This window comes from Herminiimonas sp. CN, assembly GCF_000622895.1.
Lineage (GTDB): Bacteria > Pseudomonadota > Gammaproteobacteria > Burkholderiales > Burkholderiaceae_D > AVCC01.
Genome location: NZ_AVCC01000019.1, coordinates 25,060 through 46,827 on the forward strand (window position 1 = coordinate 25,060; position 21,768 = coordinate 46,827).

Annotated in this window: 18 protein-coding genes and 1 other RNA gene; 16 read left to right on the plus strand and 3 right to left on the minus strand. The window is 57.1% G+C overall.

Annotation, left to right across the window (positions count from 1 at the left end; translation table 11 throughout):
• Positions 1 to 6 precede the first annotated feature (6 nt).
• Positions 7 to 282 (minus strand): hypothetical protein, encoded by a 276-nt coding sequence (locus tag HMCN_RS19535; RefSeq protein WP_238551989.1) that lies wholly within the window; start codon positions 280 to 282, stop codon positions 7 to 9.
• Between HMCN_RS19535 and HMCN_RS18235 the strand changes: the two genes are divergently transcribed.
• The 12 genes from HMCN_RS18235 (at position 209) to HMCN_RS0106380 (ending at position 12,347) form a co-directional block, all read left to right on the plus strand.
• Positions 209 to 721 carry a GspH/FimT family pseudopilin gene (locus HMCN_RS18235; protein ID WP_025916586.1) on the plus strand — a complete coding sequence of 171 codons (513 nt, stop codon included), beginning with the start codon at positions 209 to 211 and terminating at the stop codon, positions 719 to 721. The two genes, HMCN_RS19535 and HMCN_RS18235, sit on opposite strands and share 74 nt — an antisense overlap.
• Before the next feature lie 65 nt (positions 722 to 786).
• Positions 787 to 1,302, plus strand: a complete 516-nt coding sequence (pilV, locus tag HMCN_RS17395; protein ID WP_025916587.1) for a type IV pilus modification protein PilV — start codon at positions 787 to 789, stop codon at positions 1,300 to 1,302.
• Complete coding sequence (locus HMCN_RS0106330; RefSeq protein ID WP_025916588.1) at positions 1,299 to 2,201, plus strand: PilW family protein; 903 nt, start codon at positions 1,299 to 1,301, stop codon at positions 2,199 to 2,201. Before pilV ends, HMCN_RS0106330 begins: the two co-directional genes overlap by 4 nt.
• A 10-nt stretch (positions 2,202 to 2,211) precedes the next feature.
• Entirely contained in the window at positions 2,212 to 2,727 is a 516-nt protein-coding gene (locus tag HMCN_RS0106335) for a PilX N-terminal domain-containing pilus assembly protein (protein WP_162174118.1), read from the plus strand.
• A 13-nt stretch (positions 2,728 to 2,740) separates the two neighbouring features.
• Entirely contained in the window at positions 2,741 to 6,157 is a 3,417-nt protein-coding gene (locus HMCN_RS0106340; protein WP_081801432.1) for a pilus assembly protein, read from the plus strand.
• A 26-nt stretch (positions 6,158 to 6,183) separates the two neighbouring features.
• Positions 6,184 to 6,621 (plus strand): type IV pilin protein, encoded by a 438-nt coding sequence (locus HMCN_RS0106345; RefSeq protein WP_035626086.1) that lies wholly within the window; start codon positions 6,184 to 6,186, stop codon positions 6,619 to 6,621.
• A gap of 212 nt (positions 6,622 to 6,833) precedes the next feature.
• A complete protein-coding gene (gene ribD / locus HMCN_RS0106350) occupies positions 6,834 to 7,919 on the plus strand; it encodes a bifunctional diaminohydroxyphosphoribosylaminopyrimidine deaminase/5-amino-6-(5-phosphoribosylamino)uracil reductase RibD (RefSeq protein ID WP_035626089.1) in 1,086 nt (361 codons plus the stop codon).
• 14 nt (positions 7,920 to 7,933) lie between these two features.
• Complete coding sequence (locus HMCN_RS0106355) at positions 7,934 to 8,539, plus strand: riboflavin synthase (protein ID WP_025916593.1); 606 nt, start codon at positions 7,934 to 7,936, stop codon at positions 8,537 to 8,539.
• Positions 8,540 to 8,714: 175 nt separating this feature from the next.
• Positions 8,715 to 9,827 (plus strand): bifunctional 3,4-dihydroxy-2-butanone-4-phosphate synthase/GTP cyclohydrolase II, encoded by a 1,113-nt coding sequence (ribBA, locus tag HMCN_RS0106365; protein WP_025916594.1) that lies wholly within the window; start codon positions 8,715 to 8,717, stop codon positions 9,825 to 9,827.
• A gap of 65 nt (positions 9,828 to 9,892) precedes the next feature.
• Entirely contained in the window at positions 9,893 to 10,375 is a 483-nt protein-coding gene (gene ribH, locus HMCN_RS0106370) for a 6,7-dimethyl-8-ribityllumazine synthase (RefSeq protein WP_025916595.1), read from the plus strand.
• Positions 10,376 to 10,496: 121 nt separating this feature from the next.
• A complete protein-coding gene (gene nusB, locus HMCN_RS0106375) occupies positions 10,497 to 10,964 on the plus strand; it encodes a transcription antitermination factor NusB (RefSeq protein ID WP_025916596.1) in 468 nt (155 codons plus the stop codon).
• 213 nt (positions 10,965 to 11,177) lie between these two features.
• On the plus strand, positions 11,178 to 12,347 hold the full coding sequence (locus HMCN_RS0106380) for a pyridoxal phosphate-dependent aminotransferase (RefSeq protein ID WP_025916597.1): 1,170 nt from the start codon (positions 11,178 to 11,180) through the stop codon (positions 12,345 to 12,347).
• Between the two features lie 150 nt (positions 12,348 to 12,497).
• Here HMCN_RS0106380 and HMCN_RS0106385 read toward each other — a convergent pair whose 3' ends face one another.
• Complete coding sequence (locus tag HMCN_RS0106385; RefSeq protein WP_025916598.1) at positions 12,498 to 13,484, minus strand: lytic transglycosylase domain-containing protein; 987 nt, start codon at positions 13,482 to 13,484, stop codon at positions 12,498 to 12,500.
• A gap of 509 nt (positions 13,485 to 13,993) precedes the next feature.
• Between HMCN_RS0106385 and ubiD the strand changes: the two genes are divergently transcribed.
• Both ubiD and ffs read left to right on the plus strand, forming a co-directional pair.
• Entirely contained in the window at positions 13,994 to 15,463 is a 1,470-nt protein-coding gene (ubiD, locus tag HMCN_RS0106390) for a 4-hydroxy-3-polyprenylbenzoate decarboxylase (protein ID WP_081801433.1), read from the plus strand.
• A 65-nt stretch (positions 15,464 to 15,528) separates the two neighbouring features.
• Positions 15,529 to 15,627: signal recognition particle sRNA small type (gene ffs, locus HMCN_RS18590), an RNA gene on the plus strand.
• A gap of 55 nt (positions 15,628 to 15,682) precedes the next feature.
• Here the strand turns inward: ffs and HMCN_RS0106395 are convergent.
• Positions 15,683 to 17,323, minus strand: coding sequence for an isovaleryl-CoA dehydrogenase (locus HMCN_RS0106395; RefSeq protein ID WP_025916600.1), 1,641 nt, complete (start codon positions 17,321 to 17,323; stop codon positions 15,683 to 15,685).
• A gap of 162 nt (positions 17,324 to 17,485) precedes the next feature.
• Here HMCN_RS0106395 and HMCN_RS0106400 point away from each other — a divergent pair, with 162 nt between their 5' ends.
• Together HMCN_RS0106400 and HMCN_RS0106405 are read left to right on the plus strand one after the other, a co-directional pair.
• Complete coding sequence (locus tag HMCN_RS0106400; protein WP_025916601.1) at positions 17,486 to 18,646, plus strand: efflux RND transporter periplasmic adaptor subunit; 1,161 nt, start codon at positions 17,486 to 17,488, stop codon at positions 18,644 to 18,646.
• The gene (locus HMCN_RS0106405) at positions 18,643 to 21,735 is read left to right on the plus strand and encodes an efflux RND transporter permease subunit (RefSeq protein WP_025916602.1); all 3,093 of its coding nucleotides are present in this window, start codon (positions 18,643 to 18,645) and stop codon (positions 21,733 to 21,735) included. The genes HMCN_RS0106400 and HMCN_RS0106405 overlap by 4 nt, the downstream gene beginning before the upstream one ends.
• Positions 21,736 to 21,768 lie beyond the last annotated feature (33 nt).

Sequence of the window (21,768 nt, forward strand, 5' to 3'; positions counted from 1 at the left end):
CCAACCTCAAGCATTTGCAAGACCTGATTGCCGCTCATCCGACGCCATCCGCATCCCATCGTCAAAATATTGCTCAAAGTAAATACATTGCTTACACTCCGGGGAAATTAAAAGCAGATACAGGCCCATAGTGATCAAAATGTTAGTAGCCGCAAACGCATCCATCCATCTAACCAGACAATCGCTTTCTGTCGGGCGCTCACGTTCAATGCAAGGCGGCTTTACTCTGGTTGAATTAATGGTCACGATTTCGATCGCTGCCATTTTGCTGGCGGTCGGCATTCCCTCCATGCGCAACATGATTCAGCAAAACCGCCTGACCGGCAACGTCAACGAATTCGTCGCAGCAAACATGCTGGCGCGCTCGGAAGCGATCAAGCGCGGCAGTCCGGTCACACTCTGTCGCGCCGTCAATGCCGAAGCCGGTTCCGACACCTGTGCCGCTGCCGGCGACTGGAATACCGGATGGCTTGTCGGGGTTGGCACTGCCGACAACATCGCATCAGTGTTGACGCGCCAGAAAGCGCTGCCGGCAGGAACCACAGTTACTTCAACGCTCAACGCAATAACGTATACCAGCATGGGACAGCCGGTGCTGGCTGCGGCCACCGACAGTACCGGTTTTACCTTCAGTAATGATTGCAAGTCAAGTCGGCATCTTGTTGATGTCGGACGTTCCGGACACGTCAGCGTAGCCACTATCGCTGCTGTCGGCTGCTGATAACGGAGATTATTGTGCTGCGAATAAGCATGAAAATTAATAACCGAAACAGGCTGCACTCGGGTTTGCACAGGCAGGCAGGCGTCGGCCTGATCGAAGTGCTGATTTCGATCCTGATTGCCTCGTTCGGACTGCTCGGGCTGGCTGGCTTGCAGGTTGCGTCGCTACGCTACCAAAAAGTGGCGCAATTCCGTTCAACCGCCAGCCAATACACCGCAGACATTGCCGACCGCATGCGCGCCAATGTGGCCGGTGCCAAAGCGGGTAATTACGTCACTCCGACGGGTGACAAGCTGGGTGACAACGCGACTGCGACGGCTTGCACTGCCGGTTGCGACGCTGCCAAAGTCGCGGCGCAGGATATCTATAACTGGCGGCTTGGATTAGCCAGGGCAATGGCGGGTGGCTGGGGTGAGATCAGCGGCGATATTACTAACGGCTTTGTGATCACCGTGTATTTCAAGGAGCCGGGCAAGCCCACTGACGCATCGGGTTCGCTGGATACCAAATGCCGCGCTGCCGCACTGGACGCCAGCAAGGATAAAGATGTGCGCTGCTTTACAACCACATTTCTGCCATGACTAAAGCACAAACTCTCCACATCCGGCCCGCGATTCAACAAGGCTTCACCTTGGTCGAGCTGATGGTTTCAGTAACTATCAGCCTGGTGCTGGTGTTGTTCGTCAGCAGCCTGTATATCAGCAGCAAGGGCAGCTACCGGATCAACGACGACAGTGCGCGCCTGCAGGAAGATGGGCGCTATGCGATGGGGTTGATCGGTCGGAATTTGATGCAAGCGGGGTTTGGCAATGCATTGACCCGGACCACTACTGATTTTGTGGGAGTGGATGTGGATGGGAATCCTTTGCAAGGATTGAGGGGGTGTGATGCGGGATTTGTCAGCCCGGTTGCCGCAACGCCCGATTTCCATTGCGCCACTGCAGCCGGTAAGCCAGGGCTTGAAGTCAGTTACAGGGTCGCTGAGCTGTATGACGCAAATACTGGTGCAGGGGCCGACTGCAATGGACAGAGTGTTGATGAGACTCCGCCCAAGCCTGGCATTGTGAGCAATCGGTTTTTTCTGTACACCAAAGCCGGTGACAGTGCGCCATCGCTTTACTGCAATGGGCAGGGGGTGGGTAAGGTGGCCACTGTTTCGCAACCGGTCCTCAGCAATGTCGAAGATATGGTGCTGACTTATGGTGCCGATACCAAAGGGGAATTTGTCACTGACAAATTAAATCTGAATGCAGATGGCGTCAATGCCCTTCCTACAGCCAATTACAAAACGAAGTGGAATCAGGTGACCAGTGTCCAGGTTTGTCTGCTAATCAGCAGCACCAATAATGTCACACCGCAAGCGCAGACCTACGTCGACTGCAACGGGGTATCGCAAACAGCCACTGACAGAAAATTACGAATGGCGATGACCCGTGTTTTTACCTTGCGGAATAATGCAGCGTCCAATCTGGTTGATTAGGGAGAGATTAATGCATACATCAACGGACATGATGCCAAATGACATGGAACGCGGCATTGCCTTGCCGATTGTATTGATCTTCCTGGTTGTCATGATGCTGCTGGGCGTCACTACCATCCGTAATGTGACGTTGGGAGAGAAAATGTCGGGCAACCTGCACAATCAGCAACTGGCGTTCCAAGCCGCAGAGCAGGCGCTCCGATATTGTGAAAATGATTTGCTGGCTGCAGTACGGACAATTCCGGTCAAGACGCCAGGGCTTACTGCCGGCTCGAATAACTGGGAGGTGAGCACCTACTGGAGCAACGATGGCATATCTGTTGCGGTGCCAGCCGGCAGTCCGGATAAGAGCGGCTTGGCGGCACGCCCAAGATGCATGGTTGAGGACGTGAAAGACACCCTGAATCTGGATCCGAACGAGATCAAGAAGAATGAAAGCATGGAGGCCTATCGGATCACCGCACGCGGTTTCGGCGGCAGCGTCAACGCGGTCGTGATGCTACAGAGTTATTTAAGATTTAATTGATAAGGGAAGCGCCATGTTACGAGCGATTTTATTGAAACACCCGGCGCCAGGCCGGATGCAACGGTTTCTGACCCAAGGGCTTTACCTTGCGTTGGCGTTATGCTCAGGCGCTTCGCTGGCGGCAGTGTCGCAAACGCCGCTGTTTCTGGCGCAGCCGCCCAAGCCGAATGTCATGTTTACGCTGGATAATTCCGGCAGTATGGAGTGGGGGTCGGTTACTGGCTATGATGGATCATATGAATATACGGCCACTTCAAATAGCGACTCCACTGGTCCGTTGTCCAATGCGACAAGAAATACCCGCGGATATTATTCCAGTTCGTATAACGGTCTATGGTACAACCCTGCCGTTACTTATGTACTCCCTGTGGACTATCTGGGTAACTCCTATGCCAAAAGCACAACGACTGCCGCTCCTTTAGACCCTTATCCAACCACAGGTGCCTCGTATGGTAGCAATACAGTCGATTTAACGACGACTTGTTATGCTGCGAGCACTTTGCCGACATTGCCTTTGTATACGTATGCAAAAAGTTCGAGTACCTGGAGCGTAAGTCAGAACACTACGAATTGTAAAGCGAGCAGCACTAGCGGCTATACAACGAAGGTGGCGCGTTATGCGTTCTATTACGTATGGAATGGCATAGCCAATATCAAAACTGCAACTCCCGCTGACACCGCTTTTCCTACTCGAGTGGATATCATTTCGACTACGGCGACTTATCCTCAGGTTTCAACTTCAACCCGAACCGATTGCAGTACAGGTGCATGCACCTATGCGCAGGAAATCCAGAATTTCGCCAATTGGTATACGTATTACCGGACTCGGATCCTGATGACCAAGACCGCGATCGGACTGGCATTCAATGACATTGATCCGGTAGTAACTCCGGTAAACCCATCCAAGTTCCGGGTTGGTTTTAATGCGATTAATAACGCAAGCTCAAACAGCAATACGGCGGTGACTGACGATGGAGGTTGGCTCACTATCCGCGACTTCGACGCGACACAGAAGCAAAGTTTTTATACTAGGCTATATGCAATCAATCCGAATGGCGGCACGCCATTGCTGACTCAGATGAACCGGATTGGCCAGTTATATCAAAAAAATCTCACCGGTTTTGACTACACGGGCAACGACCCCTATCGTGCCAGCGCCACGGATCAATCGATGGTCAGTTGCCGGCCCAGCTATCACATCATGTCTACCGATGGCTACTGGAACGATAATCCGCTCCCCAGCTTGCCATCGGGTGTCAGTGCATCCTTGGCTTCTATCGCCGATTTTTACTACAAAACGGATCTGCGCCCAGATCTGACCGATAACGTCAAGCCGACCAATACCCGGGATACCTCGACTAAGCAGCATATGACGACCTTCACGATTGGCCTGGGTGCGGACGGTACCATACCGTATTCCGACACCGAGCCGACGACCTGGCCCACGCCAGTCGCAAATCAATCCACAACTATCGATGATCTGTGGCATGCAGCGGTGGTGGGCAAGGGCCGTTATTTCAGCGCCAAGAATCCGATGCAACTGCAATCCGGTCTGGTGGCGGTGCTGAAGGATATTGCGATCCAGCCGGGTGCGGCTGCGAGCGGCGCAATCACCGGCAGCGCGATCAGCGGCGATAGCCTGTTTTATGCGCCGAGCTTCGAGTCCGGGAAGTGGGTCGGCCATTTGAAGGCATACAGCCTTGGTACAACGGGAGCCGTTGGTGCGCTGCAATGGGACGCCGCCGCCAAACTGCCGGCCTGGAATGCGCGCAATGTCGCAACCTGGAACCCGATTACAAATGCTGCAGTCAATTTCGCCTGGACTAATCTGACCACCGGTAGCGGCAGTCAGCAGGCCGCATTGACGTCTTCCGATGTACTGGATTACCTGAAGGGGAATGGCGCCAAGGAGCAGACTTCGGATGGCAATGGCCCCGGAATTTACCGTTATCGTGAAAACAAGTTGGGAGACATCGTTAATTCTTCGCCGCTGTACGTCAAGAAATCGGATTTCGGTTACCGGGTTTTGCCTGCTGCTAGTGGCGGCAGCACCACCTATAGCACCTTTGTCAGCGGCAAGGCGAGTCGTACGGCGATGCTGTATGCAGGAGCCAATGACGGCATGTTGCACGGTTTTGATGCGGCGACCGGCGTGGAGACATTTGCTTTCGTGCCGAATGCGGTCTATCCGAATCTGATCAGTCTTTCCAGCCCAGATTATGGTCACCAGTATTACGTCGATGGGCTCCTGACCGAAGGCGATGCCTACCTTGGCAGCGCCTGGAAAACCATACTGCTGGGCTCGATCGGTGCCGGTGGCAGCAGTATTTTTGCCGTTGATATCACCGATCCTGCGGCCCTCGGTGCCGGTAAGGTCCTGTGGGAAGCCAAGGGCGGAGGCACCGATGACTTTGCCGACATGGGACGGGTGATGGGGCAACTCACCGTAGTGCGTCTGCGCAACGGTGCATGGGGCGCGATCTTTGGCAATGGCTATGACAGCAAAAATGGCAAGGCCGTGTTGTATGTGATCAATCTCTCTACCGGAGCGCTGATCAAGAGCTTCGATGTGGCACCATCTGTTGTCGGAAACGGCATGGCAGCGCCGGCGCTGTTGTTCAACAATCAGCGTGAACTGGTGGCCGCTTATGCCGGCGATCTGAAGGGCAATTTGTGGAAATTTGATTTTGATAATATATCTGCAGATAGTTGGGGCAGCAGCAAACTGTTCAGCGCCGTCAATGCCGACAACAAGGTGCAGCCCATGGTCAAGCGTCCGGCCCTGGAGAAACATCCGTTGGGCGGATACATGGTTACAGTTGCGACCGGCAAGTTCATGGAGGATGGCGACAAGGCCAATGTTGATGTGCAGAGTATTTATGGCATCTGGGACAAGGGCGACGTACCCGCAGTGGCGGTGACGGGGAGATCGCAGTTGATACAGCAGACTTTTACTGCGGCGACCGGTGGCCGTACGCTGTCGGCAAATACGGTGGATTGGACTACCAAGCGTGGCTGGTATGTTGATCTGTCGCTGACTGCTGGCGAACGTGTGATCGGGGATTTGGATATTTTCGACAATGCTGTAGTGGTCGCAACTACCTTGGCACCAGTCAGCGACATTTGTTTGAGCGGCGGTGTGTCGCAGCAAATGGCGATTGATTATTTGACCGGAGGGGCAAGCGCAAAAGCATTATTTACACGTGGCGATACGAAGCTTACCGGACTGAGTTCGATCGCCATCGATGGCACGGTGGCTAATCCTGCATGGATCAAACCTGCCCGGGGTAAACGCGTTGCCATATTTAATCCTCTGGACGGGAATATGTCAGGAGGTGGGTCTGGAGGTGGGGCAGGAACTGGACCATTCGGACTCATAACCGGCGTTGCGCCAATTCGGTCCTGGCACCAACTCACCATTAAAAATTGACCAATCCAGCCAGTCGGGGAAACTACATGCAACAAAAACACATCATGACGCGCAATGGCTTCACGCTGATCGAGGTGATGATCGTGGTGGCGATCGTGGCGATTCTGGCGTCGGTGGCGGTGCCGAGTTATCTGGAATCGGTGCGGCGCAGTAACCGGGCGGAAGCCGCTGCAACCATGCTCCAGGCCGCCAACTGGGTGGAGCAGCAGTTTACTGTGAATAACTCCTACAAACTTCCCGACGGATCTGTACCAACTCTTCCTTCAAATCTTATTCAATCGCCGTACCCGGGAACTGCAAAATATAACATCGCGTTGGCGGCCGGCACCACTGCCACGGCCTATAGTTTGGTGGCGACCAAGGTTGGTACTGCGGATAAATGTGGCAATTTCACTTTGGATCAAAGCGGAAAAAGGACTGTAAGCGGCACGGCTACTGCCGACGATTGCTGGGGTGGCCGTTAGCCGCTCCTGCTTTATGGACGTGGATGATAATGTCGTGATGGTCATGTTGGCTGGATTGCCTCTGTTACCGCAGGGGTAAATTGATTTCATGAAGCGCTACGTGCATGGTTTGATGCGTCGTACTCAGTATTGGCATGATTCACATACTCATGTAGTGGGATTGAATTTTCACAATAAATTCGTGTTAAATTTGCATATACTGTCTATATATAATGAATGATGACGAGCAATACATGTCGCAGGCTTTGCAATTGGCAAGCAATGCGCGCATCCTCTCACCGCCCAACCCCGCTGTCGGCTGCGTGATCGTCAAGGATCATCAGGTCATCGGCGCAGGCTTTACCCAGCCGCCCGGCGGCAATCATGCCGAAATCGAGGCGCTCAATGACGCCGTGGCCAAAGGATTTGATGTGCGCGGCGCAACCGTGTATGTGACGCTGGAGCCGTGCAGCCATTTCGGCCGCACTCCGCCCTGCTGCGACGCCTTGATACGCGCCGGTGTGGCGCGGGTGGTGGCTGCGGTACAGGATCCCAATCCGCAGGTGGCAGGACAGGGTTTGGCACGCTTGGCGGCGGCCGGGATCGAGGTTGAATGCGGCGTGCTGGCCGATGCAGCGCGGGAAATGAATCTCGGGTTTTTTTCCCGCATGCAGTGCGGCAAGCCCTGGGTGCGGATGAAGGTGGCGGCCAGCCTGGATGGCAAGACTGCGCTGGCCGATGGTCAAAGCCAGTGGATTACCTCGCAGGTGGCGCGCGACGATGGTCACGCCTGGCGCGCGCGCGCCGGTGCGATTCTGACCGGGATCGGGACCGTCAACGCGGATGACCCGCAAATGACGGTGCGCGCGCTGGGCGTGGCGCGTCAGCCGCAGCGCATCGTGATCGACAGTAAGCTCGAGATCCGTCCGCAGGCGCGCGTGCTGGCCGGCGGCGGTAGCTGGGTGGTGGCGGCGCAGCCCAATCCGGAAAAAGAAGCGCTGCTGCGCGACATCGGCTGCGAAGTTATTTTTCTGCCCGATTCCACAGGCAAGGTGGATCTGCCGGCGCTGATGCAGGAGCTGGGGCGGCGCCAGATCAACGAGTTGCATGTCGAGGCCGGCTGCAAGCTCAATGGTTCGCTGATCCGCGCCGGCTGCGTCGATGAGTTGCTGCTGTATCTGGCGCCCTGCTTGATTGGCGACGGCATGCCGATGTTTGCGCTGGGCGCGCTGGAATCGCTGCAACACAAGCGCCTGCTGCGGTTTCACGAAATTCAGCAAATAGGCGAGGATATGCGTATCCTTGCCCGGTTCAATTAATTTTTGGGAGAAATATGTTTACAGGAATTGTAGCTGCAGTGGGACGGATTACCTCAGTACAGGCATCGGGTGCGGACGCCGGTGTGCGCCTGACCATTGATGCCTGCGGCATGCCGCTGCAAGACGTGGCGCCGGGCGATTCTATTGCCATCAATGGCGCTTGCATGACGGTGATCGAGAAGACGCAGCAGGGCTTCATGGTGGACGTCTCGCGCGAAAGCCTGAACCATACGGTCGGGCTGGATGCAACGGGCGAAGTCAACCTGGAAAAGGCACTGACGCTGGCCGACCGGCTCGGCGGCCACCTGGTCAGCGGCCATGTGGATGGCCTGGGCACCGTCTGTAAGTTCGCCCCGATTAACGAATCGTGGGAGCTGGTGATCGAAGCACCGCCCGCCTTGGCTAAATACCTGGCCTACAAAGGCTCGATCGTGGTCAATGGCGTGTCATTAACGGTGAATTCGGTCGAAGATGTGGCCACAGGTTGCCGCTTCTCGATCAACCTGATCCCGCACACGATCGAAGTCACCGTGCTCAAGCATCTGAAGATGGGCGCAAAAGTTAATCTCGAAATCGATTTGATTGCGCGCTACGTCGAGCGGATGCTGTCGGTCAAGTAGTATTGCTGGCTTGCATGGGCATCAAAAGCAGTCTTTGGGCTGCTTTTTTGATTTTTGCGGCCACTGTCAGTCATAAACTGCGGCGAATTCGATATTACTTGGCTGTTTTAAGCTGGTTCCGACAGGTTGCCGGCTTAAATCCATTAAAATAGCGATCTCTTCAGGATTAAAAATCATGTCCATCTCAACTACCCAAGAAATTGTTGCCGAGCTGCGCGCCGGCCGTATGGTGATCCTCGTCGACGAGGAAGACCGTGAAAATGAAGGCGATCTGGTGCTTGCCGCAGAATTCGTCACGCCGGAGGCAATCAATTTCATGGCCAAATTCGGTCGCGGTCTGGTGTGCCTCACTTTGACTGAGGAGCGTTGTGCGCAACTGGATCTGCCGATGATGACGACGCGCAACGGCACTTCCTTTGGCACCAACTTCACGGTGTCGATCGAGGCTGCCGAGGGCGTTACTACCGGCATTTCCGCAGCGGACCGTGCCAAGACCGTGCAGGTCGCGGTTGGCAAGAATGTGAAATCGTCCGATATCGTGCAGCCTGGACATATTTTTCCGCTCAAGGCGCAAAAAGGCGGGGTCTTGATGCGCGCCGGCCACACCGAGGCTGGCTGCGATTTCGCCGAACTGGCGGGCTTGACCCCGGCTGCGGTGATTTGCGAAATCATGAATGACGACGGCACCATGGCGCGGCTGCCCGATTTGATCGAGTTTGCCAAGCTGCACGAATTGAAGATCGGGACCATTGCTGATCTGATCCACTACCGCAACCAGCACGAAAGCGTGATCGAGCGGATTGCCGAGCGTTCGATGCAGACCATCCACGGCGAATTCAAGGCCATCGCTTACCGCGACAAGCCCAGCGGCTCCGCCCATCTGGCGCTGGTGCACGGCAATATCACGAGTGATAGCGAAGCTCTGGTACGGGTTCATCAGCCGGTTTCGATTCTCGATTTTCTGGAAGTGCAGGCAACTACCCATTCGTGGAATATGGCGTCGGCAATGGCGGCCATCAAGGCATCCGAGTGCGGCGTGGTGGTGTTGCTCAATTGCGAAGAATCGGCCGAGGAAATGTTCGGGCATTTTGCGGCGCTCAATGCGCCGCAGGCTAACCCGCGTCCGCGCGGCGCCAGCATGGATTTGCGTAACTACGGCATCGGCGCCCAGATATTGAAGGACGTCGGAGTGCGCAAAATGCGGCTGTTGTCGAGCCCGCGCAAAATGCCTTCGATGACAGGTTTTAACCTGGAAGTAACCGGCTATCAGAATCACCCGCTGGATTAACGAAATTTCAACGCTCCCATGAGTGAGAACGTAATTAAAGCGTCTAGCGCACAAAAGGAAAAATCATGACCGTAGGAAAACTGGAATCGAACCTGAACGGCGAGGGTTTGCGGATCGGTATCGTGCAGGCCCGCTTCAATCCGGATGTCTGTCATGGCTTGCTGTCGGCTTGTATTGCAGAACTGCAGCATCTGGGCGTGATGCCCGAAGATATCCTGCATGTAAGCGTGCCGGGCGCGCTGGAAATTCCGCTGGCCCTGCAAAAGATGGCTGACACCCAGCAATTCGATGCGCTGGTGGCGCTGGGCGCCGTGATTCGCGGCGAGACCTATCATTTTGAATTGGTCTCGAATGAATCCGGCGCCGGCATTTCCCGCGTTGGCCTGGATGCAGGGATTCCGATTGCCAATGCAGTGCTGACCACCGAAAACGACGAGCAGGCCGAAGCGCGCATGGCCGAAAAAGGCGTTGATGCGGCGCGGGTTGCGGTAGAAATGGCTAATCTGGCGCTGGCATTGGAAGAACTGGCTGACCTGACCGAGCAGTAAGCCCGGAACGCGGCAAACGATCGCAGTCCGAACCAGGTTCCAGCGAACTGTCGGGCTGCGGTTCTGTATTGCAACAGTGTGCAGATGGCGCTGGCCATTGCATCGGATAGACCTGAAATTTATGACAAACAAGACCCTCCATGCCAATCCGAGCAAAAGTCGCTCGCCCCGTCACCGGGCGCGCGAGTTTGCGTTGCAGGGCCTGTATCAATGGCTGCTCAATAACGAGGATGTCGGCGCGATCGAGGCCCATATCCGCGAGGCGCATGGCTTCGGCAAGGCAGACAAGGAGCATTTCGACGCTCTGCTGTATGGCGTCATCAATGCCGCCGCGTCGTTGCGGGCCGAATTGACGCCGCTGATCGACCGCGCCATCAGTGAATTGTCGCCGATCGAACACGCGATATTGCTGATCGGCGCCTTTGAATTGCAAAACCATATCGAGATACCGTATCGGGTCGTCATCAATGAAGCGGTCGAGCTGGCCAAATCCTTCGGCGGCATTGACGGTCACAAGTATGTCAATGGGGTGCTGGACAAACTGGCCGGTAAAATGCGCGAAGCTGAAGTTCAGGCCGGCCGGAAATAATTCCATTGCAGCCGTGCCGGCTTCGCTTGCTGTACCTGCGTTTTTCCTGCACTGCATTCACGTTGATGATGGATTGTTAAATGGAGTAAGACAAATACAGCCGTTTTCAACTGGAAGAAAGAAGCGCAAGACCGCCACATCGTGATGGGTTTTCGGCAGCAGACTGCCGATTGCCGATGATCGTGTGGCGGTTTTCATTTGGAGAGAATACTTATGTCATCAATACACATTGCTTCCCGCCTGCAGCATATTGCGCCATTTCATGTAATGGAAATCACCAAAATGGCTGCTGCGCTGGAACGGGAGGGGCGTCACATCATCCACATGGGCATTGGCGAGCCGGACTTTACCGCGCCGCCGGCGGTGATCGAAGCTGCTGCCCTGGCCATGCAGAAAGGCCGGATGCAGTACACCGCAGCCACTGGCCTGCCGCAATTGCGGACTGCGATTGCGGAGCATTACCGTCAGGTGTACGGGCTGGAAGTGGCGCCGCAGCGGATTATCGTCACTGCCGGCGCCTCGGCCGCGCTGCTGCTGGCCTGCGCGGCGCTGGTCGAACAGGGTGTGCAAGTCCTGATGCCGGACCCGTCCTATCCGTGCAATCGCCATTTTGTCGCCGCTTTCGACGGTTGTCCGGTAATGATTCCAAGCGGCCCGGCCGAGCGCTTCCAGCTGTCGGATGCGATGGTGCAGGCGCACTGGAGCGACGCGACTCGCGGCGTGCTGCTGGCGTCGCCATCGAATCCGACCGGCACCTCGATAGCACCGGATGAATTGCAAAAGATTGTCAGCACCGTGCGCAGCAAGGGCGGGTTTACCATCGTCGACGAGATTTACCAGGGCTTGAGCTATGATGCGGCGCCGTTTTCGGCCTTGTCGCTGGGCGACGATGTGATCGTCATTAATAGTTTTTCCAAGTATTTCAACATGACAGGCTGGCGTCTGGGCTGGCTGGTGGTGCCGGAGGCGCTGGTGTCGCCGATCGAGAAGCTGGCGCAAAACCTGTTCATTTGCCCATCCACCATCGCGCAACATGCGGCGCTGGCCTGCTTTGCGCCGGAATCGATGGCGATCTACGAGCAGCGCAAGGCCGAGTTCAAGCGCCGCCGCGACTACATCGTGCCGGCCTTGCAGAAACTGGGCTTTACGGTGCCGGTGCTGCCGGACGGGGCGTTTTACGTGTATGCGGATTGTTCGGCGCTGACCGACGACGCCGATCAGCTGACGATAGACATGCTAAATCAGGCCGGCGTAGTGCTGGTGCCGGGGCTGGATTTCGGCACCCATACCGCACGCCACTATATTCGCCTGTCGTACGCTACATCGATGGAAAATTTGCAGGAAGCGGTGCGCCGCCTGACTATATTCCTGGCGGATAAGTGATGCATATACCGCGCATTGTATTTTTTAGTGGCATTAAAGCATGCTGAAAAATGCTTGGTTATTTCGGATGCCCTGTTTTTTTAAGCTGCGGGAGATCCTGGTTGAAATAAGAAAAGAGCCGTAAAGGCTCTTTTTCTATTGTCTTGTGTTCTACAAGACGGCAACCTGGTCGGCAAGGCCTTTCTGATCGTTTTTATGCTTGGGCAAGCCATCGATTGCAGTTGGCGGCAGTTCGGCAGACTCATTGTTTTTGACGGTTTTCGGCAGCGGTGGCGTGCTTGTTTTGGCCGTTACATACGCGGGCACTTTCTTGCCCATCGCAACTTGCTGTAGATAGTGGTATTCGGACAGAACTTTATTGCCGTAACCAAAATCGGAGTCGAACGCGGAAGCGCCGACATATTTTTTCAGGCCAGCTTCAATCGAACCGCCCTGAACCACATATTCCTTCAGAATGCGCGAGCCTACATTGATATTGGCAACCGGATTCAGGGCCGCTGCGACACCGCCATGTTTCTGGAATTTGTCCTTGTGGACATTCGACATTACCTGCATCAGGCCTTGCGCGCCAACCGGGCTTTCAGACAGCGGATTGAAACGGGATTCGATCGCAATCACGGAAAGTATCAGCAAAGGATCGAGCTTGAGTTCCCTGGCCACCTGATAAGAGGTCGATACCAGCATGTGGATGGCGTCCCCAGCCACCCGATAACGTTTGGCGAGCCAGTAGCTAACCCATTTTTGCTGCGTGGAAGTAGCTGTACTGGCTTGCTGTGGCCGGCCGGCCCTGGCCGTTTTTTGCTGGAGAGCCGGGATTTTCGGTGTGGCAATCGCTGCGATGGTGGGTGTAACGGCAGGATTTGCCGTGCTTGGCGCTTGGGGCGCTACCACTGTGGTGGTGTCGGTTTCGTATTCTTCGGCGAATGGGGATAGCTCCGTAAACCGGTCGGCGATTTCTGGCTTGACGAAGATCAGGCCGAGCAAGCCAATTGCCAGTACGCCCAGGATCAATACTGCGTGGCGTGCAACAGCGGCATAATTTTTAGTCGTGCCGCGGGCGAAGCCTGCCCATGCGGCAGACTGGACTGCGGTTTTTTGGGCGTAACCGTACATTGCCCTGGTAATCTGAGTAAACATGGAACCTCCTGAATCGTCACGGCATGCACAGGCACTCATTGACAGCGCGTCAACAGCTACATCGCGAGAGGCTTTTGTGTTTGCCGTGAATCAGAAACATCGTATGCCGCCGCATGATGCGCGCGGCATACGCCGGAGTTGCTTGCTGCAGCTGAGTGCCCTATGTGTCGGCAGGCAGTGGCAAACAACTTTTATCGGGGGTAAGGCAGACGCCTTTTGAAAACACTCCTTAAAATGTCATGTGGAGCCCCGAACTCCGTGAAATGAAAAAAGTTTTCCTTTGGCAGCTTTTTTGTGCTAGTAAAGAATTTTTTCTCATCAAGTTGGCGCATTGTAGAAGCGTGAATATATCAAGTCAATACTATAGAATTTAGTTTTTATTACTTTTATATATCATAATTATGTTGCTTTGCAGCACAATTCAATTAAATCAACTACTTGGCAGCACTTTCTCAGACAATGAGACCTACTTTTAGAAAACACTAGTTAAAAAATGAAATTATTTTGATTTGCGCGATTTTATTTCCCAGTTGCAACTACTTAACGAGTTAAAGCGCATTTCCACGCCGATTTCTCCGCATTTGGAGATGACTGAGGTGTGCGACCGCACTTTGCGTGCCGGTGGTCCGGCGTTATTGTTCGAGCGCCCGGTCGGTCACAGCATGCCGGTGCTGGGGAATCTGTTCGGCACTCCGCGTCGCGTGGCGCTGGGCATGGGAGCCGAAGATGTCAGTCAGCTGCGGAAGATTGGCCATGTGCTGGCGAGCCTGAAGGAGCCGGAGCCGCCCAAGGGCCTCAAGGATATTCTGGGCCTGGGATCGCTGGTCAAGGCGGTCTGGGACATGGCGCCGAAGGAGTTGCGCGGCGCGCCTTGCCACGACGTCGTGTGGGAAGGCAATGATGTCGATCTGGCCCGGTTGCCGATTCAGTATTGTTGGCCGGGCGATGCTGCGCCATTGATCACCTGGGGCCTGGTGATCACCAAGGGGCCGCACAAGAAGCGTCAGAATCTCGGTATTTATCGCCAGCAGGTGATCGGCCGCAACAAGGTGATCATGCGCTGGCTCGCGCATCGCGGTGGTGCGCTGGACTTTCGCGAGCATGCGATTGCCAGCAAGGGGCAGCCGTATCCGATTGCGGTAGCGCTCGGTACCGACCCGGCCACCATACTGGGCGCAGTGACGCCGGTGCCGGATAGTTTGTCCGAATATCAGTTTGCCGGCTTGCTGCGCGGCAGCCGTACTCAACTGGTGAAAGCGATCGGCAGCGAATTACGGGTGCCGGCTTCGGCTGAGATCGTGCTGGAAGGACACATCTATCCGGATGAATCCCACCCATCCGGCTACGAGCATGCATTGGAAGGGCCGTTCGGCGACCATACCGGCTATTACAACGAACAGGATTCGTTTCCGGTATTTACCATCGATCGCATCACGATGCGGCGCGATCCGATTTATCACTCGACTTATACCGGCAAGCCGCCGGACGAGCCGGCGGTGCTGGGGGTGGCGCTGAATGAAGTCTTTATTCCGTTGCTGCAAAAGCAGTTTCCCGAAATCACCGATTTTTATCTGCCGCCCGAAGGATGCAGTTACCGGATGGCGGTAGTGCAAATCAAGAAGGCGTATGCCGGCCATGCCAAGCGTGTGATGTTCGGGGTCTGGAGCTTCCTGCGCCAGTTCATGTATACCAAATTCATCGTGGTGGTGGACGAGGATGTGAATATCCGCGACTGGAAGGAAGTGATCTGGGCCATTACGACCCGGGTCGATCCGCTGCGCGACACCACGCTGGTCGATAACACGCCGATCGATTACCTAGATTTCGCGTCGCCGGTCAGCGGACTGGGCAGCAAGATGGGCATCGACGCCACCAACAAGTGGGCGGGCGAAACCAGCCGCGAATGGGGTACCACGATCCGGATGGCGCCGGAAGTCAAGGCGCGCGTCGATGCCATCTGGCAAGAGCTGGGAATCTGAAGTAAATCCGTTTGATCTGAAAACGCGATGCTGCAGGGGGAAATAAGTCGGGTATAATTCGCCTCGGCGGGCCCCTGCGCATTGTGGCATGGCTAACCTGGTCAGGTCGGGAACGAAGCAGCCACGGTCATTACCTGCAAGTGCCGCAGATCAGGCTCGCCTTCGTTTTTCCCCGGATTTACCCTTCCAGCCTTCCAGCCTTCCAGTATTTTTCCTTTTTTACATCGGCCAGGCGCGTTTCAGGATTGCTGCTTGCGCTCCGGCAGTAGCCAGCGTGCCGTAGATCCGGCCGGATGCGGCATCGACGCAAGAGGCGATGAAGGCTTCGGCGGCCGGCGCCGGTGCATGGCGCAGCATCAGCGCGCCTTGGGCGACCAGCACCAGACTTTGGGCCAGGCGACGCGCCTGCGCTTCGCGCTGTTCCGGTACCTGCCTCAAGTCGCGACGCAAGGTTTTCAGCATCCGCAACAACCCGGGATGCGCCGCAGCGGTGTCCTGCAAGTCTTCCAGCAGCAGATCGAATCCTTCCGTTTCGCGTTCGATGGCGCGCAAGACGTCCAGACACATCACATTGCCGGAACCTTCCCAGATCGAATTGACCGGCGCTTCGCGGTACATGCGCGCCATCGGCCCGCTCTCCACATAACCGTTACCGCCCCAAATCTCCATGCATTCGCCGGTGAATTCCAGTGCGCGCTTGCAAATCCAGAACTTGGCGGCCGGCGTCATGATGCGCTGCCATGCGCGCTGCAACGGGTTTTTCGGTTGTTCACAGGCACTGGCCAATTGCAGCATCAGCAAGGTTGCTGCCTCGCTTTCCAGCGCCAGGTCGGCCAATACATTGCACATCAGCGGCTGTGCCGCCAACGGGCGGCCGAATGCGCTGCGATGGCGGGCATGGTGTACCGCCTGCACCAAAGCCTGGCGCATCAGTGCGGCGCTGCCGATCACGCAATCGAGCCGGGTGATATTGGTCATTTCTATAATGGTTTGAATGCCGCGCCCCTCTTCCCCGATCATGATGCCGTAGGCATCCTGGAACTCGACTTCGGCGCTGGCATTGGAGCGGTTGCCCAGCTTGTCTTTCAGGCGCTGGATCAACACGGAATTTTTGCTGCCGTCCGGTTGCCAGCGCGGCACGAAAAAACAGGACAGGCCCGGCTCCGTGCGCGCCAGCACCAGATGGGCATCGCACATCGGCGCCGAGAAAAACCACTTGTGCCCGGTCAGCGCGTAATCGGCCCCGCGTCCGATGCCCGACAGCGGGCGCGCCAGCGTGCTGTTGCTGCGCACATCGGAGCCGCCTTGCTTTTCGGTCATACCCATGCCGATCAGGATCGCCTGCTTGTGCGCCAGCGGCAGATCGCGCCCATCATGCTGGCTGGAAAACAGTTTGGCTTTTAATGTGGCAAAGAGTGCAGTTTCGTTTTGCAGCACCGGAATCGAGGCAAAGGTCATGGTGGTCGGGCACAGGGAGCCGGATTCCACCTGCGCTTGCAGGAAATAGCCGGCGGCGCGCGCTACCTGTGCACCCGGCCGGGCATCCATCCATGGCAGCGCATGCAGGTTCTCCTTGCGCAGCAGGGTCAGCAGCGCATGCCAACTCGGATGAAATTCAACCACGTCGATGCGGTTGCCGTTGCGGTCATGGGTGTGCAGTTCGGGCGGGTGGCGGTTGGCCAGTTCGCCCAGCTCGAGTACTGCGCCGCTGCCCAGTTCAATGCCGAACTGGATCAGTGCATGGGCGTGCCAGGCTGCCGCGTGCTGCACGCCTTCAGCCAGCGCAAGATCGGTTGCAAACAGGTTGTATTCTTGCAGCTGCGGCACTTGATTGGTGACTTGGTGAGTTTGCCATTGCATGATCCGGGCCTGTGTCCATTGTGCGCTCAATCCAGAATAGGACTTTCAGGCAGGATTTGCCAAGGTTTCAGTACATTGCGATACATACCTCCGGTTGACCTGCATTGCCTTAGGTAAGTACTATCGACAGCTGCCTTATAGAAATCACTTTGATTATTTCCTATGCATTTGAATCTCAAGTATGTGTTGATTGCTGCCGGTGTTGTTGCTCTCGGCGCGGGTGCCGCCTATTACGTCATGCATTTCGACCGGAAAGCAGTCGCGTCCAAGGCGCGCGATACATCCCAGAGCGTGAAGACGGTGCTGTCCGAGCGGAAATCGATGCCGATTACGATTGCCGTCAATGGCAATGTAGTTGCCATCAATACGGTCGATGTGCGACCGCAGATTCAGAACGTGGTGCGCGCCATTCACGTGGTCGAAGGACAGCAAGTGCGTGCCGGCCAGCTATTGTTCACGTTGGATGAGCGCGGCGATGCCTCCGCTGTTGCCAAGGCGCAGGCGCAACTGGCCAAGGACCGTGCCGATCTGGAAGATGCGGAAAGCGCGCTGAAACGCAACCAGGATTTACTGGCAAAAAATTTCGTCTCGCAGGCGGTGGTCGACACCGCGCGCAGCCGGGTCGAGGCCGCGCGCAGCGTGATCCGCGCCGACCAGGCCGGCATTGAGGCCAGCGATGTCGCACTTGGCTATAACCGGATTGCCGCCAGCATCAGCGGCCGGATCGGCGCCATTGCCGTGCATGTCGGCAGTCTGGCGCAACCGGGCGGGGTGCCGATGCTGACCATTTCGCAGCTCGATCCGATTGCGGTCGGCTTTGCGGTGCCGGAGCGCGAACTGGCCAACATCGTCACAACGTATTCGAAGCTGGATGCGCCGGTGTCAGTGCAATTGCCGAACGGGCAGGCGATCGAAGGCAAGTTGTCGTTCGTCGACAATGCCGCGGATGCCGCCACCGGCACGATACGGATGAAGGCGCAGTTCGCCAATCCGCAAAAACTGCTATGGCCGGGCGCCTTCGTCAATGTCCGGCTGATTTCGCGCACCTTGCCGGCGGCGGTGGTGGTGCCGGCGCAGGCCATCATCACCGGGCCGTCCGAGCAGTTCGTGTACCTGGTGCGGCCGGACAGCACCGTGCAATCGCGCAAGGTCGACATCGTGACGATCGAGAACGGGTTGGCTGCAGTGTCCGGGCTGGAGCCCGGCCAGCGCGTGGTGCTGGAAGGCGCGCAAAACCTGCGCCCCGGCGCCAAAGTCAAGGAAATCGGGCAAGCTCTCCCGGCTACGGAGAATGCCCGGCCACAACAGAAAAATCCATCGTGAACATCTCCGAATTGTGTATTCGCAGGCCGGTGATGACGGTCTTGCTGTCGGCGGCGCTGGTGGTGGTCGGCTGGTTCGCCTACAACAAATTGCCGATTGCGGCGCTACCCAGCTATAACACCCCGATCATCAACGTCAGCGGCGTGTTGCCGGGAGCCAGCCCGGAAATCATAGCGGCGTCGGTCGCCACCCCGCTGGAAAAGCAGTTCTCCACCATCGCCGGGCTGTCCACCATCAGCTCCAGCAATACCCTGGGCAACACCTCGATCACGCTGGAGTTCAGCCCGGACCGCGACATCGATGCGGCCGCGGTGGACGTCCAGGCCGCCCTGCTGCGCGCGCAGCGCAGCTTGCCGGTTGAAATGACATCGCTGCCGTCGTACCGCAAGCTCAATCCGGCCGATGCGCCGATTCTGTTTATTGCGCTGACCTCGCCGTCGATCTCGCTGGCCAACCTGAACGATTATGCGGAGAACCTGATCTCGCCCTCGCTATCGACCATCGACGGCGTGGCGCAAGTGCAGATCAACGGCCAGCGCCGTTATGCGGTGCGGGTCAAGGCCAGGCCGGACCAGCTGGCGGCGCGCAACATGAGCATGGACGACCTGGCCACCGCGTTGCGCGTTGCCAATGCGAACAGCCCGGTCGGCGTGCTGGACGGCCCGCGCCAGAGCCTGACCCTGCAAGCCAACGAACAGCTGCGCAATGCCGAGGCCTTTGCCAACCTGGTTATCGGCAGCAAGGATGGCGCGGTAGTGAGGCTCAAGGACGTAGCGGAGGTGCTCGATAGCGTCGAATCGACCAAGAGCGGCAGCTGGTCGAACGGGCAGCCGGCGATCACGATGTCGGTGTTGCGCCAGCCGAATGCCAATACGGTGGCGGTGGTGGACGCGGTGAAGGCCACCATCCCGCAATTCAAGGCCCAGATGCCGGGCTCGATCGAGGTCAAGATCCTGAACGACCGCTCGGTCTCGATCCGGGATGCGATTCACGATGTGAAATTCACCTTGCTGCTGACCATCGCGCTGGTGGTGCTGGTGATCTTCCTGTTCCTCAAGCGCCTGTCGGCGACCATGATCCCGGTGCTGACGCTGCCGATTTCGCTGATCGGCTGTTTCGGCCTGATGTACTGGCTCGGCTACAGCCTGGACAATATCTCGCTGATGGGCATTACCATCGCAGTCGGCCTGGTGGTCGATGATGCGATCGTGATGCTGGAGAATATCGTGCGCTACGTGGAGCAGGGCATGGCGCCGCTGCCGGCGGCCCTGAAGGGCTCGCGCGAGATGGTGTTTACCATCGTCTCGATCTCGATTTCGCTGGTGGCGGTGTTCATCCCGATTTTCTTCATGCCGGGCGTGATCGGCCAGATGTTCCACGAATTTGCGGTGGTGGTGTCGCTGGCGGTGCTGGTGTCGGCGCTGGTTTCGCTGTCGCTGGTGCCGATGCTGTGCAGCCGTATCCTGCGCCACGAAACGCATGAAAACGACGGCTGGCTTAGCCGCAATTTCGAACGCGGATTCCAGGCGGTGGTGCGCGGTTACACGCATGTGCTGGATTGGTGCCTCGGGCACAGCAAGACGGTATTGGCGGTGGCGCTGGCCACGTTCGCGCTGACCGCGGTGTTGTTCATCGAGATACCGAAAGGATTTTTCCCGAGCGAAGACATCGGCCAGATCAGCGCCGCCATCGAAGGCCCGCAGGATATTTCCTATCCGGCGATGGCGGCGCTGGTGCAGCGGGTCGCCGACATCGTCAGGCATGACCCGAATGTCGGCAGCGTGATCGTCTCGGCCAGCAGCGGCAACAGCGGCCGGATGTTCATCGGCCTCAAGCCGAGGAATCAACGCAAGCCGATGGATGCGGTGCTGGAGCAGCTCAGGCGCAAGGCCAACAGCATTCCCGGGATGGCGGTCTACCTGAGTCCGATACAGAACCTGCGTCTGGGCGGCAGGTCCAGCAAGAGCCGTTATCAATACGTGCTGCAAAGCGTGCGTGCCGATGAGCTCAGCGACTGGTCGGAGCAGTTGCAAGCCAAAATGCGCGCCGATCCGATCTTCCGCGATGTCACCAGCGATTCGCAACTCAACGGTTTGCAGGCGCAGGTCGATATCGATCGCGATCGCGCCAATAGCGCCGGAGTTCAGATTCAGGATATCCGCACCGCGCTTTACAGTGCCTACGGCGATCGCCAGGTATCGACCATCTTTACCAGCAGCAACAGCTTTCAGGTAATCCTGCAGGATGCCGACAGCGGCGGCCAGGACGAAACGGATTTGAGCAAGATCTATCTGCGCGGCAAGGATGGCAATCTGGTGCCGCTGATCAGCATTGCCAGCGTGCGCCGCACGGTCGGGCCGGTGGCGGTGAATCACCAGGGCCAGCTGCAGGCCATCACCATTTCGTTCAATCTGGCGGCGGATGTGCCGCTGGGCGATGCCAGCGCGAAAATCGATCGGTTCAAGGCCGACATGCGCTTGCCGGTCAGCGTCATTACCTCCTATGCCGGCGATGCGGCGGCCTTCCAGTCGTCCCAGGGCAGCCAGATCGTGCTGCTGGTGCTGGCGGTGATCGTGATCTACGTCCTGCTCGGCGTGCTGTACGAGAGTTACATCCATCCGCTGACGATCCTGGCCGGGTTGCCTTCGGCCGCGGTCGGCGCCCTGCTGACGCTGCGCCTGTTCGGCTTCGAGCTGACGCTGATCGCCACCATCGGCATCCTGATGCTGATCGGCATCGTCAAGAAGAACGCGATCATGATGATCGATTTCGCGCTGGCCGCGCAGCGCGAGCAGGGCATGGCGCCATCCGCAGCGATCCGCAGCGCCTGCCTGCTGCGCTTTCGGCCGATCATGATGACTACGCTGGCGGCCCTGATGGGCGCGCTGCCGATTGCGCTCGGGCTGGGGGCGGGGGCCGAACTGCGCCAGCCGCTGGGGCTGGCGATCGTCGGCGGCCTGATCTTCTCGCAGGCGATCACGTTGTTCATCACGCCGGTGATTTACCTGTTCCTCGACCGCTTCAGCGGCAGCGGCCCGTTGCAGATCGCACCGGAACTGCTGTCCGATGACGTTGCGCGCACTGCTTAAGGTTATAGAATTGGCGGAGTATATCGATAAATA

Bases quoted from the DNA above. Each gene is read 5' to 3' on its own strand.
- ribBA (WP_025916594.1), top strand. From the start codon at position 8,715: ATGTCCATCTCAACTACCCAAGAAATTGTTGCCGAGCTGCGCGCCGGC.
- HMCN_RS0106385 (WP_025916598.1), bottom strand. From the start codon at position 13,484: ATGTTTACTCAGATTACCAGGGCAATGTACGGTTACGCCCAAAAAACC.
- HMCN_RS0106400 (WP_025916601.1), top strand. From the start codon at position 17,486: ATGCATTTGAATCTCAAGTATGTGTTGATTGCTGCCGGTGTTGTTGCT.
- HMCN_RS0106340 (WP_081801432.1), top strand. From the start codon at position 2,741: ATGTTACGAGCGATTTTATTGAAACACCCGGCGCCAGGCCGGATGCAA.
- HMCN_RS19535 (WP_238551989.1), bottom strand. From the start codon at position 282: ATGCCGACCGCCAGCAAAATGGCAGCGATCGAAATCGTGACCATTAAT.
- HMCN_RS0106395 (WP_025916600.1), bottom strand. From the start codon at position 17,323: ATGCAATGGCAAACTCACCAAGTCACCAATCAAGTGCCGCAGCTGCAA.
- HMCN_RS0106345 (WP_035626086.1), top strand. From the start codon at position 6,184: ATGCAACAAAAACACATCATGACGCGCAATGGCTTCACGCTGATCGAG.
- ribH (WP_025916595.1), top strand. From the start codon at position 9,893: ATGACCGTAGGAAAACTGGAATCGAACCTGAACGGCGAGGGTTTGCGG.
- ribD (WP_035626089.1), top strand. From the start codon at position 6,834: ATGAATGATGACGAGCAATACATGTCGCAGGCTTTGCAATTGGCAAGC.
- HMCN_RS0106330 (WP_025916588.1), top strand. From the start codon at position 1,299: ATGACTAAAGCACAAACTCTCCACATCCGGCCCGCGATTCAACAAGGC.
- HMCN_RS0106355 (WP_025916593.1), top strand. From the start codon at position 7,934: ATGTTTACAGGAATTGTAGCTGCAGTGGGACGGATTACCTCAGTACAG.
- HMCN_RS18235 (WP_025916586.1), top strand. From the start codon at position 209: ATGCAAGGCGGCTTTACTCTGGTTGAATTAATGGTCACGATTTCGATC.
- HMCN_RS0106380 (WP_025916597.1), top strand. From the start codon at position 11,178: ATGTCATCAATACACATTGCTTCCCGCCTGCAGCATATTGCGCCATTT.
- HMCN_RS0106335 (WP_162174118.1), top strand. From the start codon at position 2,212: ATGCATACATCAACGGACATGATGCCAAATGACATGGAACGCGGCATT.
- nusB (WP_025916596.1), top strand. From the start codon at position 10,497: ATGACAAACAAGACCCTCCATGCCAATCCGAGCAAAAGTCGCTCGCCC.